Source organism: Nocardia sp. NPDC047648 (assembly GCF_040642815.1).
GTDB lineage: Bacteria > Actinomycetota > Actinomycetes > Mycobacteriales > Mycobacteriaceae > Nocardia > Nocardia gamkensis.
The window spans coordinates 39,825-54,109 of record NZ_JBEYSX010000018.1 but is presented as its reverse complement, the minus strand read 5'-3'; the positions used below and the strand labels follow the sequence as shown (position 1 = coordinate 54,109).

Sequence of the window (14,285 nt, the reverse complement as noted above, 5' to 3'; positions counted from 1 at the left end):
CGCATCGGTGACGGCAGCGTTGTGGCCTGGGCGTTTCGTCTGCGTAAGTAGCCGTTCAGTCCGCGGTGCGCAGGGTGGTTCGCAGCACCGAAGTGACGATAGGCAGGTCGAATTCGCCCTCTGCTGTCTCCGGCTGCCCGCGCAGATAGTCCATGATGCGGTCGAGCAATTCGGCCCGTTCCTCGGGCGGGATCACCAATGTGTGCGATTGCGTGCCGATCGTCGCCGTCAGCGACTCGGCCGTGCGCCGATGCCGATGCGGGAACGTCGAGCGTTCGAACTCGTGCTCATCGAACAGCGGGTGCGCGGGCAGAACGATTTGTCCGCTCGGTGGCTGGGCCGCCGACACGCTCGACCGGTCGACCTCTTTCAGCCCGGCGACCCACTTCACCGAGTCGTCGGCGGTGTTCCACAGGGCCGCGAGAACGCCGCCCGGCCGCAGCACCCGGAGGAATTCCGGGTAGGCGCGGTCCAAGTCGAACCAGTGGAACGCCTGCCCGGCGATGATCGCGTCCACCGAATCATCCGGGAGCGGGATGGCTTCGGCCGTACCGGTGTGTGCGGTGACGTCCGGGAACCGGCGGATCAGTTCGGCGAGCATGTGGGTGTCGGGTTCCACCGCGATCACCGACGCACCGATGGCGAGAAGACCGCGGGTCAGTTTGCCGGTGCCCGCGCCGAGATCGAGGACAACCGGTGGTCTCCGATCGGCGACGCGAGCCAGAGCCCAGCGGATGGCCCCGGCCGGATAGTCGGGCCGGTGCTGCGCGTAGGCCGCGGCACGAGCGCCGAAGGAACCCGCCCTCCTGTTGTGCAGGGCGAGCGCCTCATCGGCATGGTCGTCCGGGCTCCCCATCCGTCCCAGCTTACGGATGGGGAGCCGCGGCGGAACCTACGATGCGCCAGGGAGTCTGCGCACGCCCGCGCAGACCTCGGCGGCCAGGTCGTCGTATCCGACGGCCAGCTCGGCCAGGCGCTGCCAGGCGTCCCACAGATCCCATTCGGAGGCGCTGGCCAGGGCCGCATAGGCGTTCGCGGTGAACTGGGCCAGGCGGTCGATCACGGCGCCGACAGTCTCGGTGTGCACGTGTGCCGCGCCGTGGGCGGGCGGCAACTGCACCGTGATCCAGCGATCTATGTCCCGAATCAAGCTCGCGCGCAACGCGTCTATCTCGTCGAGCGAATCTTGTGCCGCGCCGAGCCTGCGTTCGTGCAATGTGGTGAGTTCGTGTGCACTGCGCAGCAGCGGATTGCTCTCCGGCAGTTCGCCTCGGCAGGCTTGCAGTACTTGATGTTTGGCGGGCAGTGCCCCGGTCGTCATCGTGCAGCCGTTCTCGTGCAGGAACGGACGGTGTCGACGATGGACGAGCCGGAAGGCCGGAAACCATTCTGCGGAGCCACGATCCAGTGCCGGTAGTCGGAGTCGGCAGCGGCGGGGGAGGGCAGGGCGATCTCACCGCCGCTGGGCACGATCGAGACGTTCAGGCGGAACAGCTCGGCGAACAGCCTGACGTCGTCGGGTAGATCGGGGCGGGTCAGAAAGGTCCACCGTTTGGACCGGACGTGCGAGATGATCGGACCCAGACCGATTCGTCGATGGGTGAAATCCTCGCGCACTCGCTGCCCCAATGCGGCGGGCATCGTGATCGCGCCGACGAATCCGGCACGTAAGACGATTCGGCCGATCTCCGGATGAACTCCGGCGGGCAGGTCGCAGGTGTGTCGATAGAAGGCGCATCGGGCGGTCGGGGTGTCCGCCAACGCCAGTTGGTCCATGGGGCCCTCGGGTAGCTTCAGGTGACTTTTTCCAAGCCGCTCGGACGGTACTGCGGCATCAATGCTGTGATCCGGTACACCGTGCGAGCGTTGTTTCAGTAGAGCACTCCATGGAGCGGATCAAACATTCCGTTCAATTAGTTCTCCAGAAATTCGTTTGCGTGCCGGTTACCGGCGGGTGTCGTGACCGGCCGGGGCATGGCGCAGCTCCCCGTTCACTTCGGCATACGCATGACCTGGTCAAATGACCTGTGGCGATGCGGGGGATGGGGCGCTGGGTATTTTGTTCACCGCTGCCGCGGACGCATGTGCTACCTTGCCGCAAATCTGCGCCGCGACAGGCGTATCCGGAGCCCGCCTCAGGGTGTCGTACGGAAGAACAGCGCGCGGTCGCCGTGCTCGGACAGCGGCGTGTCGACACTGATCTGGCGCAGGCCGCAGTCCGGCAGATAGGTGAGGTTGGCGAACACCTTGGTGTTGCCGAAGGCCGCGCGCAGCTTGCTCTCGGTCGCCCGGTCGGGGTTGTACAGAGCCAGCGTCTCGAAGTTCAGTGGCGCGAGCGGTTTCTCGAGGGGCGCTTGCCCGGCCGGACGGCCGAGCGCGGCGTACTGCGTGGCCGCGCCGTGCTCGTACCAGCACAGCTCATAGGCCACGTTCTCGGTGACCGTGATCGCCGCGACCGGCCAGTCCTGGGAGAGGCGCAGCGCCAGCGGGTTTTTCGCCACCGGGGTGAGTTCCCAGTTCAGGCTCATGACCGTGACCCAGCCGCCGTAGGGTTGATCGATCAGCACGATGTCGTCGCCGAGGGTGGGGGAGGTGTTCAGCTCGGGCTCGCGGATCTTCCACTTCGACTCGTGCGTACCGAGGTAACTCTCTCGGTCGAGGGGGTAGGCGTCGTCGACGGCATAGGCCGCGATGATCGCGGCGCGTACCTGGGCAATGGCGTCCCGTGCTGGCAAGTACACGCTCAGCGCGCCGAAGGTGGACCCGATCTGCACGGGCGTGGCCGGCTGATCCTGTTCGGTACCGGGCGCGAGCGGGCGCAGGCCGACCAGGGCCAGCTTCCAGTTGATCTCCTCGACGGTCGACAGGTCGCCGGAGGACTTGAACATGACCTGCTGCTGGGTGAGCCGTCCGGCCTGCTCCAGCGTGCGGCAGCCCAGTTCCACCAGCGCCCGGTGCGATTTCGGGGTGAGATCGAGGTCCTGGATACCGCACGCGCGCAGCCGGATCGACATGGTGGTCGAGGTGAAGGCGGCGTACCGCTCCCGGTACATGGCGATGGCCTGCTTGCGCGACCGGCCGACCATGAGCGTCCGCAACAGCGTGCTCAAACTGGCCAGGTACTTGCCGGACAGTTCCGGGTTCGCCGCGGCCAGGGCGGCGCGGATGCGGGCCGCCTCCTCGGTCGCGGCCACGGCGGCGTCCTGGTCCAGCCTGCCCAGCCAGACGCCGCATTTCGACAGACCGTCGGCACACGGGCCCGCGACCTCGGGATGCTCGCGCGCCACTTGACGGTAGACGTCACAAGCGCGACGGATCGTCGTGGTGGCCAGTTCCCTGCGGCCGCTGTGCCGCGCCGCCTGCTCGAAGGAGCGCAGGGCGTCGTTCAACTCACCCGCCAGGCGGGCGGTCAGCACCTGGCCCCTGGACAGCAGGCGCAAGCGGATCGCCACCGCTTCCTCGGCGGGCGCCAGCGCTTCGCGCGTGCGATCGCGCATCGAACCATTGGTCTTGGTGGCGATCAGTCCCTTGGCGAGTTCGCCGAGGGAAGTGGCCAAGCGCAATTCGGATTCGACCGTACGGTCGAGTGCCGCATATCGATCCGCGGCGATCTGGCGCTCCATCGCGTCCAGATCCATCGCGCTCCTCGTTTCCAGCATGATCCTCCGCCAACGCGCGGCAACCGCGCAACATAACCTTCTGCGCACCGAGTTTGTCACGCTTGCCGCCTGCGCGCACCTGTATCCGGCCAGGCAGGCGGGGTCGTTCGGCGGACCGCCACCCATGCGGCGGCTACCGGCGCAGCAGCAGGCATGATCGAGGGTTGTGCGAGCCCTATTGCAGCGCGTGAGTTCGGCGCGGGTGACCGTCGACGACCAGGTCGTCGGCCGGATCGACCCGGCGGCCGACGGTGTCCCGCACGGCCTGGTCGCCCTGGTCGGCGTGACGCACTCCGACACCGAGGCGACCGCGCGGGCCCTGGCCGACAAGGTGTGGCGGTTACGCATCCTCGACGGCGAGCGCTCGGCCGCGGATCTGCGCGCCCCGATCCTGGTGGTCAGCCAGTTCACGCTGTACGCGGACACCAAGAAGGGCAGGCGCCCGTCCTGGTCGGCGGCCGCTCCCGGCGCGATCGCCGAACCTCTTGTCGACGTCTTCGCGCACGCGCTGCGCGAACTCGGCGCAACAGTCGCTACGGGGCGATTCGGTGCGCACATGCACATCGACTTGGTGAACGACGGCCCGGTCACCGTCATGCTGGAGTTGTGAATCACAGCCCGCGCTTCGGTCAGTTGTTCTGCCGTGGTGTGCGCAGGAACGCCGAGGGCGCCGCATGCGCTACCGCCGAAACCGGCACGGGCAGTTCGTCGTCCCAGCTGTCGACCCGCCGTTCGAACAGCGCGCGAGAAGGTCCCACCGCGAGCGGCCCCGCGATGCGCACCAAGCGGAAACCCGCCGAGCGGTAGTAGTCGTGCAGGTCGGTGTTGGTGGTCCAGGCGTCCAGCCGGACCCACTCGCGTCGCTGGTGGCGGGCGAGCATTCCGGCATGGGCGAGCATCCGGTGACCGACACGATGGCCCGCGAACCGCAGGTCAACGATCATGAAATGGACGATCACCGCGCCGTCGAGTTCCCACCGCGACCACAGACCGGCATCGGCACGGTCGTTGACCGTGATGGTTCCCGCAGGCTCGCCCGCGATCTCGGCGATCCAGGTCTCACCGGCATCCAGCGAGCGTCCGACGGCGCGGGCGAAGATCTCGATGGGCAGGCCGCGTCCGGCGACCGTCCACTGGTCGGAGCCGCGCGCGGTGAGCCATGCCGTGCGCTGGACGCGCAGGCGGCAGATCGTGCCGAGATCTCCTATTGTCGCCTGGCGCAGCACGATCGTCATGGGCTAGGCCGAACCGGACCCGGGCGGATTGGCCAGTGTGGTCCGGATGACCGCGGTGCCTTCGGCATCGCCGAGTTCGTAGGCGAGCCGATTGCCGGTGGCCAGCGAGCGATGCCGCGTGGCCCGGGTGACCCGCTCGTGGGTGGCGCCGATACGTAGGTGGTCGAGCAGGATGGTGCCGGTGGCGACGCCGAGCACCAAGGCTTCCTCCGCACTGGCGGGCCGTGCGACGAGGGTGTCGCGGTGCGCGGTCTCGGCATGCCCCCGGTCGGCGAGGCGGCGGGTGGTGCCCTCCGGAATGTCGTGCGGGGAGTCGATCCCGGTGGCTTCGGCCAGATCCCGGGGATAGAAGCTGACCTCCCACGACCACGGTTCGTGGTCGAGGAACTGGACAACGGTCCTGGCCAGCACCCAGGACTCCGGCGGTATACCGAGCCAAGTCGCGACTTCGGGGCTGGCCGGCTCCATCTTCGCGCTGAACTCCTTCGACGGTTCCCGGCCCGCGGCCCGCGCGATCTCCTCGAAGATGTCGTGCGGTGTCTGCGGCCGGTCGGGACGGATAGAGTCGGTGACCACGGATTCCAGAACTTCTTGGTTTCGAACGATCGTCCCGCGGGAAGTAGCTGTATAGACCAGATTTTCGGTAACCAGCACCTGGATCGCGTTGCGGGCGGTGGTTATCGAGACCTGCATTTGATCGGCAAGCTCGGAATGACTGGGCAGTCGGTCACCCGGTTTCCACTTCGCTGCGCGGATCTCCTCGCGGAGGAGGTCTGCGATCCGGTGATACGTCGGACCGTCCGCCATCATGCTCCTCGGTTGGTCATGCAGGTAACGAAGTGTACTCTCCGTGACTCCCTACGGCCGGGTAACGCTTGACAGGTGCCTTCAGAGGTTTATTGTAATGAAGTCCTGATCCGGTGTTGTGCGGCGATGACGGCGAGGCAACGTGGCAGGTTCGGATACAACGGTCGTAATGGCCCTCCCCGGCACACCGAGGTGTGTCGACCCTTCGGTGCGCTCTCCGGCACCGGGATTGCTTCCCACGTCCGACCTATTGGTTCGGGCGTGTCGCGGGCACCGGGTAGTCGGTGGCCCGCTCCTGTGGTTCGCTCGTGATCTGGCAGTGCTACATGAGCGCCGCCTGGTCGGCCGCGGTGGATCGGTGGATACCGCCGTGGCGGTGATCCGCGAAATCGAGCGTCGCAGAGTCGAATTGGTGATGGCCATCGACGACTGGGTGATGCGCAGCGTGCCGCAGCATCGGCTCGGCGCCACGCTGCACACCGAAACGGTGGGCGCGGTGATCGATCGCCTCGCCGAGTCGTCGGTGCGCGCGCACCACGCGTTGATGACTCGGAACGCACACGACGAGCTGTTGCACAACGCATGGCATCATCTCGCCGAACTCGCGGACGCCTACGACGATCTGGTGCGCGACGTCATGGCGGGCAGGCGGCGTCTGCCCGAGTGGTGAGCGGCTGATCCGTTCGCCTTCTTGCCCGCCGGGCCGCGGCCCGGCGGGTGTCAGGGTTGGTAGCGGCGGTGATCGGTGGCGAAGTCGTCCGCGACGGTCGCGGCCAGTTCGACGTAGGCCCGCTTGGTCTGCTTGTGCAGCCGGTGCAGATCGATCTCCGCGCCCTCGGACATATGCGGGTCGAACGGGATGATGTGCACCGCGCGGCACCGGGACAGGAAGTACTCCCGTAGCTGCTGGATACCGACATTCGGCGATCCGGCCCGCGGGGAGTTGATCACCACCACCGCGTTGCGCACCAAGTGGTCGTGGCCGTGCAGCGACAACCAGTCCAATGTCGCTGCGGCGCTGCGCGCTCCGTCGATGGCCGGCGAGGAGATCAGCACCAGCGAGTGCGCCAGGTCCAATACGCCTGCCATGGCCGAGTGCATGAGTCCGGTACCGCAGTCGGTGAGGATGATGTTGTAGAACCGCTGCAGGATCCGGGCGACCGCACGGTACTCGTCCTCGCTGAACGCCTCCGACGCGGCTGGATCGCGTTCGCTGGCCAGCACTTCCAGTCGGCTCGTCGCCTGCGAGGTGTGCCTGCGCACGTCCGAATAGCGCTGGATGGACGAATCGAGGAGCAGGTCGCGCACGGTGGACCTGGTTTGCAGCGGCACCCGCTGCGACAGGGTGCCGAAGTCGGGATTGGCGTCCACCGCGATCACGCGGTCGCCCCGGATGGAGGCGAAGATGGAGCCGATACCCATTGTGGTGGTGGTCTTTCCGACACCACCCTTGAGTGAGAGCACCGCGATCCGGTAGTCGCCGCGGACGGGCTGCCTGATCCGCGCGACCAGTTCCTGGAGCCTGCGCTCCTCGGCGGACATGCCGGGGTTGATCGAGCCGCCGGACACGTGGTGCACCGCCTTGCGCCACCCCGATCCCGGCGCCTTCTTGGCCCGGCGCAGCGGCACGTTGTCGAGCGAGGGCTGCTGGAACGGCGCGCCCGGCGGCTGCGCGTGCGGCTGCGGGTAACCCGGCGGCGTGCCCCACTGTCCGGGCTGCGGTACCGGTTGCCCAGCGGCCTGATGTTCGGGGTGATACTGCGGAGGCGCGGAATGCGGGCCTACCGGACCCGATTCGGGTGCAGGGGCCGGTGCGGCGGCATTCCCCCACTGGGCGACGGGGGCCTGAGGCGGGAGCCCCGGCGCCTGGCCACTCGCGAATTGCGTTGGAGGACCGGCCGATATGTCGCTCGCCGCGTACGGGGCGCCCGCGTTGTAGGCCGTATCCGGCTGCTGCTGAGCAACCGGCTGCTGTGGCGGAACCGGTTGCTGCTGCGGAACCGGCTGCTGCTGCGCAACCGGCTGCTGGTCGACGTTCGGTGCGTGTTCCACCGGCGCCTGCGGAACCGCCGGGTCGTTGGACTCGGCGGACAGCCGGTGTCGTCCGCCACCGGCCACGGGGCGCGCCGACGCCGGACCTACTTCGGTCGCGCTGGTCCAGTTCGGGGTCGAAGCGCCCGAATCCCCCTGGACGCGAGTCGTGTTCGCCCATCCGGCCGCATCCGGTTGCGCGGCGCTTTCCGGCGCAGCGGCGGAAACAGGCGCAGCGCCGATCGCGGCGGGGCTGCGTGGTGCGGGCGAAACCGGGACTGCTTCACCCTGTTCGGCGTGCGGGACGGTCGCGGACAGCGCGGGGGCGGGTTCCACGACACCGTGCTCCGTGGGCCGCGGGTGCGATGCCGGTGCGGAATCGGCCGACGGACGGGATTCCTGCGCAGCGCTGTCGATTTGTGCCGCAGCGTCGTTCGGCGCGGGCGGGAGACCGGGCCGACCGCTCTGTTCCGATGCGGTGTGACCGAGCCAGGGTGGCGGACCGTCCGTGCCGCGCGGCGACCGGTACTCGTCGTGTGCCGGAGCCGGTGCGGGCGAGCCGGACCCGCTGCTGTGCGGTCGCTCGTGCGGCGCGGGCGGATCGGGCAGCGGTGGAAGCCGGCGTGGTGTGTCCGTCACGGATGCCTCGGCCTGCTCGGGCCGCGGCGCGGCGAGCCAGGGTGGCGGCCCGTCCGGAGTTACCGCGGTGGGCCCGGATGGCGCGGTCTGCGCCGGACGATCACCTCGGAGCGTCTGGTGGTCATCGATCGGGGGCGTGGCGTCGCTCGCGCCCGGTGCGGGGCCACCCGATGATGCCGCCGGGTGCTGAACCGGTGACGCGCTCGGGATCGGCAGAGCGGCGGTGTCCTGGTCGTGCGCTCGCTCGGCCGGGCTTTCGCCGGTGGGTGCCGTCGGGTCGCCGGTGGGTGGTGGCGTGGGTTGCGCGCTCGACGGCGTCGACGAGTAACCGCTCTGCCATGCCGTGTTGTCCGAGGCGGACGGGGACGCGGCGGGGTATCCGCCGTGCGGCGGCGGAGCGGATATATCGCTGCCCGTAGGAGCCGCGGGGTGGTTGCCGGTCGGCCACGTCTGATTCGGGCCGGTCGGCGGGATGTTTCGAGCTTCGCCACCCGGCTGAGGCGCCTCGGCCGGTGGCGCCGGTGCGGCGGGGACCTGGCCCGGAGGCGTCGACGCGGGCCACAGGCTCGGCCGCACCGCCGACAGCGCGGCGTCGAGCCGAGGGTTCCCGGTGGAGGGCCATCCGCCGTTCTGTGGACCGAGCGGAGGCCGGCCACCGGCGGCTTGGCCGGGCGCGCTCTCGCCACGCGAGGGCCGGGCATGCTCGTCGGCCGGTGCCGGACCGGGCCGCTCGTCGGCCGATCGGCGCGGCGGCGGTGGCGGCAGCTCCGGCCTGCCGGCCTGCTGGTCGTTCGACCCGGCCGGGTTCGCGGCCCTTCTGCCCAGCGGCTGGAAACCGGGGGAGGGCTGTGAGGGGTTGCGGGTGGGCAGGCTGTGCTGCGGAGTGTTGTCGCGCTGGGGGATGTGGTCGGGCTGGGGGGTGTAGTCGGGCTGGGGCGGCGCCTGCCACGAGTTGTCCTGCATCGGGGGCGTGCGGTCGTGGCCGGGGTGCTGCCAGGACTCGGGTGGGAGTTGAGCCGGTGCGCGGTCGTCCGGGGCCGGCGCGGGCGCGGGGCTCAGCTCGCTCTGCCGCTGTTCCTCGTCTGCGGCCCCCTCGTGCTTGTCGCGGCGCCAGCCCTTGCGGCGCTTCTCCGGGCGCGCGGCGTCCGGGCGGTCCGCCTCGGGCGCGCGGTTCTTGAATCGTCCGCGCCTGCGGCCAGGGGTTTCCTCGATGAGTTCTTCGTGCGGAAGGTTCTGTACCGGCGCTTCGTAGCCGCTCTGGCCGACCTCGCTCTCCGACAGCCAGGGCGGCAGCATGGGCAGGCCGTCGTTGCTACGGCTCACGACTGCGCCTCGCTGCCGCTCGGCGTGCCGACGACTCGCTCGCTGCGTTCACTCACGACTTCCCTCGCTGCCGCTCGGCTCGGTCGTGGCCAGGGGCGCTCTGCCGGTGACTCGCTCGCTACGCTTACTCACGGCCTCGCCTCCCTGCCGCTCGCTTCGACCCTGACCGAGGGCGCCTCCGCCGGTGGCTCGCTCGCTGCGCCGGCTCACGCATTCCCCTCGATCTGCTCGACCCAAATACCTGGACAGCGGCCAGTTTACGCGACAACCCGGCCCCTTCGCGGCGCAGCGCCCGAGGCCTGCCATGAGTGGGAAGACGGCTGCGAAACCCCAGGCGACACGGGTATACAGGGAGGCATTTTTGCCCGATCCGGAACGGATCGGTAAGCTGGAGCGGCGGTGCACCTACGCGCCGCCTGTTTGTGTGCGAGCGGTCCGCTCCGGCGGTCGATCCATCCGAGCAGACTCAGGCAAACAAACCAGGTTGAGCGTAACCGGGATCGCGGAGGACATGGCGAAGAAAGACGGGGCCATCGAGGTCGAGGGTCGAGTTGTCGAACCGCTGCCCAATGCGATGTTCCGGATCGAGCTCGAGAACGGGCACAAGGTTCTCGCGCACATCAGCGGGAAGATGCGGCAGCACTACATTCGCATCCTGCCCGAGGACCGCGTTGTCGTCGAGCTCTCGCCCTACGACCTGTCGCGCGGCCGGATCGTATACCGCTACAAGTGATCGCGCCCGGCGCGATCGGGTCGATGCGAACCCGGCAGTCCCGGCGTGAGCCGGGGCCGAGTCGAAAGACTCGCTACAGAACTTCCCCAGTCGCCGACTGGGGAAAAACTGTGTTCACACCCCTGTGAACCACAACAGATTGGACGGACGTGAAGGTTCAGCCGAGCGTCAAGAAGATCTGCGAGAAGTGCAAGGTGATCCGCCGTCACGGCCGGGTCATGGTGATCTGCGACAACCTGCGCCACAAGCAGCGCCAGGGCTGAGCGGAGGCGAGGGAGACCTCGTCCCACCCGCCCGAGGCTTGCCGAAGGCGCCGCTCGACGCGACACCAGCCAAGCACCGAACCGCAGTTCGGATTGGCAAGAAGAACTCCCAGCACCAGCCGCACGCTGCGGATATCAGGGTTCGCCCTGGGGCGTGTGCGCCTACCACCGGTTCGGAGGCCGGTGCCCCACACAAGACGAGGGGACGGACAGGGAGCAGACCTCCGCAACGATTAAGGAAACTGCCAGATGGCACGTCTCATGGGCGTCGACCTCCCGCGCGAGAAGCGCATGGAGATCGCACTGACCTACATTTTCGGCATTGGCCGTACCCGCTCCAAGGAGATCCTCGAGGCCACCGGCGTCAGCCCGGACCTGCGTTCGAAGGATCTCAGCGACGACGATCTGACGAAGCTGCGTGACTACATCGAGGCTTCGGAGTTCAAGGTCGAGGGTGACCTGCGCCGTGAGGTGCAGGCCGATATTCGCCGCAAGATCGAGATCGGCTGCTACCAGGGCCTGCGCCACCGTCGTGGCCTGCCCGTGCGTGGCCAGCGCACCAAGACCAACGCGCGCACCCGCAAGGGCCCGAAGCGCACCGTCGCCGGCAAGAAGAAGTAGGGATAACCGATGCCTCCGAAGTCCAGGGCCTCCGGCCCCAAGAAGACCCAGAAGTCGCGTCGCCGGGAAAAGAAGAACGTCCCGCACGGCCACGCGCACATCAAGAGCACGTTCAACAACACGATCGTGTCGATCACCGACCCGAGTGGCAACGTCATCTCCTGGGCGTCGTCCGGGCACGTCGGCTTCAAGGGTTCGCGCAAGTCGACCCCGTTCGCCGCGCAGCTCGCCGCCGAGAACGCCGCCCGCAAGGCGCAGGAGAACGGCGTCAAGAAGGTCGACGTATTCGTGAAGGGCCCCGGTTCGGGCCGCGAGACCGCGATCCGCTCGCTGCAGGCCGCAGGCCTCGAGGTGGGCACGATCTCCGATGTCACCCCGCAGCCGCACAACGGCTGCCGTCCGCCCAAGCGGCGTCGCGTCTAGCGGGAAAGGAATAGCGAACAATGGCTCGTTACACAGGCCCTATCACCCGCAAGTCGCGTCGTCTGCGCGTCGACCTCGTCGGAGGCGACCAGGCGTTCGAGCGTCGTCCCTACCCGCCCGGCCAGCACGGCCGCGCGCGGATCAAGGAGAGCGAGTACCTGCTCCAGCTGCAGGAGAAGCAGAAGGCCCGCTTCTCCTACGGCGTCATGGAGAAGCAGTTCCGCCGGTACTACGAAGAGGCCAACCGCCTCAAGGGCAAGACCGGTGACAACCTGCTTCGTCTGCTCGAGACCCGGCTGGACAACGTCGTGTACCGCGCCGGTCTGGCGCGTACCCGCCGCCAGGCCCGCCAGCTGGTCTCGCACGGCCACTTCCTGGTGAACAACAAGAAGGTCGACGTTCCCAGCTTCCAGGTCACCCAGTACGACATCATCGATGTCAAGGAGAAGTCGCTGGGCACCCTGCCGTTCCAGGTGGCGCGCGAGACCGTCGGCGACCGCCCGGTGCCGGGCTGGCTGCAGGTGATCCCGGGCCGGCTGCGGATCCTGGTCCACCAGTTGCCGGAGCGCGCCCAGATCGATGTGCCGCTGCAGGAACAGCTGATCGTCGAGTACTACTCGAAGTAATCGGCACGTGCTGCTGGTGTGTGGTCGCCCGAGACGGGCGGCCACACACAACCCCTGAGACGAGGCGTCAAATAGCGGGCGCCCAAAAAGGAGGATGATCCTAATGCTGATTTCACAGCGTCCGACGCTGACCGAAGAGGTCGTCGCCGAGAACCGCTCGAAGTTCACCATCGAGCCGCTCGAGCCGGGCTTCGGTTACACCCTCGGCAACTCGCTGCGGCGTACCCTGCTGTCCTCGATTCCGGGGGCGGCGGTCACGAGCATCCGCATCGACGGCGTTCTGCACGAGTTCACCACCGTCCCGGGCGTGAAGGAAGATGTCACCGACATCATCCTGAACCTCAAGGGCCTGGTCGTGTCCTCGGAGGAGGACGAGCCGGTCACGATGTACGTGCGCAAGCAGGGTCCGGGCACCGTCACCGCCGGTGACATCGTCCCGCCCAGCGGCGTCGTGGTGCACAACCCGGACATGCACATCGCGACCCTGAACGACAAGGGCAAGCTGGAGATCGAGCTCGTCGTCGAGCGCGGTCGCGGCTACGTCCCCGCCGTGCAGAACAAGGCCTCCGGTGCGGAAATCGGCCGGATCCCGGTGGATTCGATCTACTCGCCGGTGCTGAAGGTGACCTACAAGGTCGAGGCCACCCGCGTCGAGCAGCGCACCGACTTCGACCGGCTCATCCTGGACGTGGAGACCAAGAACTCCATCAGCGCGCGGGACGCGCTCGCCTCGGCGGGCAAGACCCTGGTCGAGCTCTTCGGCCTGGCCCGTGAGCTGAACGTCGAAGCCGAGGGCATCGAGATCGGCCCCTCGCCGGCCGAGGCGGATCACATCGCCTCGTTCGGCCTGCCGATCGAGGACCTGGACCTCACCGTCCGGTCCTACAACTGCCTCAAGCGCGAGGGTGTGCACACCGTGGGCGAGCTGGTCGCCCGCACCGAGTCGGATCTGCTGGACATTCGCAACTTCGGCCAGAAGTCCATCGACGAGGTCAAGGTCAAGCTGCACGCGCTCGGCCTCTCGCTCAAGGACAGCCCGGCGTCGTTCGATCCGTCCAGCGTGGTCGGCTACGACGCGAGCACCGGCACGTGGAGCGACAGCGGCACGTTCAGTGACACCGATGGCGGCGAGCAGGACTACGCCGAGACCGAACAGCTCTAGGCCCCCGGGGTAGGCGCCCCGGCCCGGCCTCGTACCCGTGGCGTGAGCGACGCGCCCGGAAGCGGTAGCAGAGCGTAACCACGCAGGGCGCCGGGAGCGCCGCAAAAGACACACAGGAGAACACCACAATGCCCAAGCCCAAGAAGGGTGCCCGCTTCGGCGGGTCGGCGTCGCACCAGAAGGCGATCTTCGCCAATCTGGCGACGGCGCTCTTCGAGCACGGCCGGATCACCACCACCGAGGCCAAGGCCAAGGCCGTGCGCCCCTACGCGGAGAAGCTGATCACCAAGGCGAAGGGCGGCACTCTGGCCGACCGTCGCGAGGTGCTGAAGGTCATCCGCAACAAGAACGTCGTACACGAACTCTTCGCCGAGATCGGTCCGTCGTTCGAGGGACGCGAGGGTGGTTACACCCGCATCACCAAGACGCTGCCGCGTAAGGGTGACAACGCGCCGATGGCGATCATCGAGCTGGTCCGGGAGAAGACCGTGACCAACGAGGCCGATCGCGCCCGTCGCGTCGCCGCGTCGAAGAAGGCGGAGGAGGCTCCGGCCGCCGAGGTCGTCGAGGAGGAGGCCGAGGAGGCCACCGCCGAGACCGCCGAGGCTCCGGCTGCCGAGGAGGCCGCTGAGGACAAGAAGGACGCCTGACGCCGAGCGTTCGGAGTTCGCGCACGAGCCCGCCACCCGCACTGGGTCGGCGGGCTCGTTCGTTTCGACCGGAGGATCATGTGACCGTGGAGGAATCGGTGGGATCGAGTGTG

General features: G+C 68.2%; 16 protein-coding genes. 9 read left to right on the top strand and 7 right to left on the bottom strand.

The annotated features are described in order from the left end of the window. Positions 1-55: 55 nt before the first annotated feature. The 4 genes from ABZ803_RS30065 to ABZ803_RS30050 all read right to left on the bottom strand — a co-directional run bounded on the left by ABZ803_RS30065 (position 56) and on the right by ABZ803_RS30050 (position 3,659). Positions 56-856 (bottom strand): class I SAM-dependent methyltransferase, encoded by an 801-nt coding sequence (locus tag ABZ803_RS30065; RefSeq protein WP_357044458.1) that lies wholly within the window; start codon positions 854-856, stop codon positions 56-58. A 36-nt stretch (positions 857-892) separates the two neighbouring features. Beyond that, complete coding sequence (locus ABZ803_RS30060) at positions 893-1,321, bottom strand: DUF4254 domain-containing protein (RefSeq protein WP_040864902.1); 429 nt, start codon at positions 1,319-1,321, stop codon at positions 893-895. Then, positions 1,318-1,776: a DNA-directed RNA polymerase subunit beta gene (locus tag ABZ803_RS30055; protein WP_357044456.1), complete on the bottom strand. Its 459-nt coding sequence runs from the start codon at positions 1,774-1,776 to the stop codon at positions 1,318-1,320. The genes ABZ803_RS30060 and ABZ803_RS30055 overlap by 4 nt, the downstream gene beginning before the upstream one ends. 359 nt (positions 1,777-2,135) lie before the next feature. Then, on the bottom strand, positions 2,136-3,659 hold the full coding sequence (locus ABZ803_RS30050) for a hypothetical protein (RefSeq protein ID WP_245548823.1): 1,524 nt from the start codon (positions 3,657-3,659) through the stop codon (positions 2,136-2,138). Between the two features lie 166 nt (positions 3,660-3,825). Here ABZ803_RS30050 and dtd point away from each other — a divergent pair, with 166 nt between their 5' ends. Then, positions 3,826-4,269 carry a D-aminoacyl-tRNA deacylase gene (gene dtd / locus ABZ803_RS30045; RefSeq protein WP_040864905.1) on the top strand — a complete coding sequence of 148 codons (444 nt, stop codon included), beginning with the start codon at positions 3,826-3,828 and terminating at the stop codon, positions 4,267-4,269. A gap of 19 nt (positions 4,270-4,288) precedes the next feature. On the opposite strand, the gene ABZ803_RS30040 is transcribed toward dtd, so the two are convergent. Next, entirely contained in the window at positions 4,289-4,894 is a 606-nt protein-coding gene (locus ABZ803_RS30040; protein WP_357044453.1) for a GNAT family N-acetyltransferase, read from the bottom strand. A gap of 3 nt (positions 4,895-4,897) precedes the next feature. Next, positions 4,898-5,701, bottom strand: coding sequence for a GntR family transcriptional regulator (locus ABZ803_RS30035; protein ID WP_083863244.1), 804 nt, complete (start codon positions 5,699-5,701; stop codon positions 4,898-4,900). A 358-nt stretch (positions 5,702-6,059) separates the two neighbouring features. On the opposite strand from ABZ803_RS30035, the gene ABZ803_RS30030 reads away from it, so the two are divergent. Beyond that, complete coding sequence (locus tag ABZ803_RS30030; RefSeq protein WP_357044451.1) at positions 6,060-6,371, top strand: DUF4254 domain-containing protein; 312 nt, start codon at positions 6,060-6,062, stop codon at positions 6,369-6,371. 50 nt (positions 6,372-6,421) lie between these two features. Here ABZ803_RS30030 and ABZ803_RS30025 read toward each other — a convergent pair whose 3' ends face one another. After that, entirely contained in the window at positions 6,422-9,694 is a 3,273-nt protein-coding gene (locus ABZ803_RS30025) for an AAA family ATPase (protein ID WP_357044449.1), read from the bottom strand. A gap of 511 nt (positions 9,695-10,205) precedes the next feature. On the opposite strand from ABZ803_RS30025, the gene infA reads away from it, so the two are divergent. The 7 genes from infA (at position 10,206) to rplQ (ending at position 14,172) form a co-directional block, all read left to right on the top strand. After that, positions 10,206-10,427 (top strand): translation initiation factor IF-1, encoded by a 222-nt coding sequence (gene infA / locus ABZ803_RS30020; RefSeq protein WP_003418601.1) that lies wholly within the window; start codon positions 10,206-10,208, stop codon positions 10,425-10,427. A gap of 149 nt (positions 10,428-10,576) precedes the next feature. Further along, entirely contained in the window at positions 10,577-10,690 is a 114-nt protein-coding gene (rpmJ, locus tag ABZ803_RS30015) for a 50S ribosomal protein L36 (RefSeq protein WP_011207363.1), read from the top strand. Between the two features lie 249 nt (positions 10,691-10,939). Next, positions 10,940-11,311, top strand: a complete 372-nt coding sequence (gene rpsM / locus ABZ803_RS30010; RefSeq protein ID WP_039795645.1) for a 30S ribosomal protein S13 — start codon at positions 10,940-10,942, stop codon at positions 11,309-11,311. A 9-nt stretch (positions 11,312-11,320) separates the two neighbouring features. Further along, positions 11,321-11,734 carry a 30S ribosomal protein S11 gene (gene rpsK / locus ABZ803_RS30005; RefSeq protein ID WP_014349147.1) on the top strand — a complete coding sequence of 138 codons (414 nt, stop codon included), beginning with the start codon at positions 11,321-11,323 and terminating at the stop codon, positions 11,732-11,734. 20 nt (positions 11,735-11,754) lie between these two features. Further along, on the top strand, positions 11,755-12,360 hold the full coding sequence (gene rpsD / locus ABZ803_RS30000) for a 30S ribosomal protein S4 (protein WP_043719990.1): 606 nt from the start codon (positions 11,755-11,757) through the stop codon (positions 12,358-12,360). A gap of 103 nt (positions 12,361-12,463) precedes the next feature. Next, entirely contained in the window at positions 12,464-13,522 is a 1,059-nt protein-coding gene (locus ABZ803_RS29995; RefSeq protein WP_039796155.1) for a DNA-directed RNA polymerase subunit alpha, read from the top strand. A gap of 128 nt (positions 13,523-13,650) precedes the next feature. Then, positions 13,651-14,172, top strand: a complete 522-nt coding sequence (gene rplQ / locus ABZ803_RS29990) for a 50S ribosomal protein L17 (RefSeq protein ID WP_062973156.1) — start codon at positions 13,651-13,653, stop codon at positions 14,170-14,172. Positions 14,173-14,285: the final 113 nt, after the last annotated feature.

Bases quoted from the DNA above. Each gene is read 5' to 3' on its own strand.
- rpsM (WP_039795645.1), top strand. From the start codon at position 10,940: ATGGCACGTCTCATGGGCGTCGACCTCCCGCGCGAGAAGCGCATGGAG.
- ABZ803_RS29995 (WP_039796155.1), top strand. From the start codon at position 12,464: ATGCTGATTTCACAGCGTCCGACGCTGACCGAAGAGGTCGTCGCCGAG.
- ABZ803_RS30060 (WP_040864902.1), bottom strand. From the start codon at position 1,321: ATGACGACCGGGGCACTGCCCGCCAAACATCAAGTACTGCAAGCCTGC.
- rplQ (WP_062973156.1), top strand. From the start codon at position 13,651: ATGCCCAAGCCCAAGAAGGGTGCCCGCTTCGGCGGGTCGGCGTCGCAC.
- ABZ803_RS30055 (WP_357044456.1), bottom strand. From the start codon at position 1,776: ATGGACCAACTGGCGTTGGCGGACACCCCGACCGCCCGATGCGCCTTC.
- ABZ803_RS30040 (WP_357044453.1), bottom strand. From the start codon at position 4,894: ATGACGATCGTGCTGCGCCAGGCGACAATAGGAGATCTCGGCACGATC.
- rpsD (WP_043719990.1), top strand. From the start codon at position 11,755: ATGGCTCGTTACACAGGCCCTATCACCCGCAAGTCGCGTCGTCTGCGC.
- ABZ803_RS30050 (WP_245548823.1), bottom strand. From the start codon at position 3,659: ATGCTGGAAACGAGGAGCGCGATGGATCTGGACGCGATGGAGCGCCAG.
- rpsK (WP_014349147.1), top strand. From the start codon at position 11,321: ATGCCTCCGAAGTCCAGGGCCTCCGGCCCCAAGAAGACCCAGAAGTCG.
- ABZ803_RS30065 (WP_357044458.1), bottom strand. From the start codon at position 856: ATGGGGAGCCCGGACGACCATGCCGATGAGGCGCTCGCCCTGCACAAC.
- infA (WP_003418601.1), top strand. From the start codon at position 10,206: ATGGCGAAGAAAGACGGGGCCATCGAGGTCGAGGGTCGAGTTGTCGAA.
- ABZ803_RS30035 (WP_083863244.1), bottom strand. From the start codon at position 5,701: ATGGCGGACGGTCCGACGTATCACCGGATCGCAGACCTCCTCCGCGAG.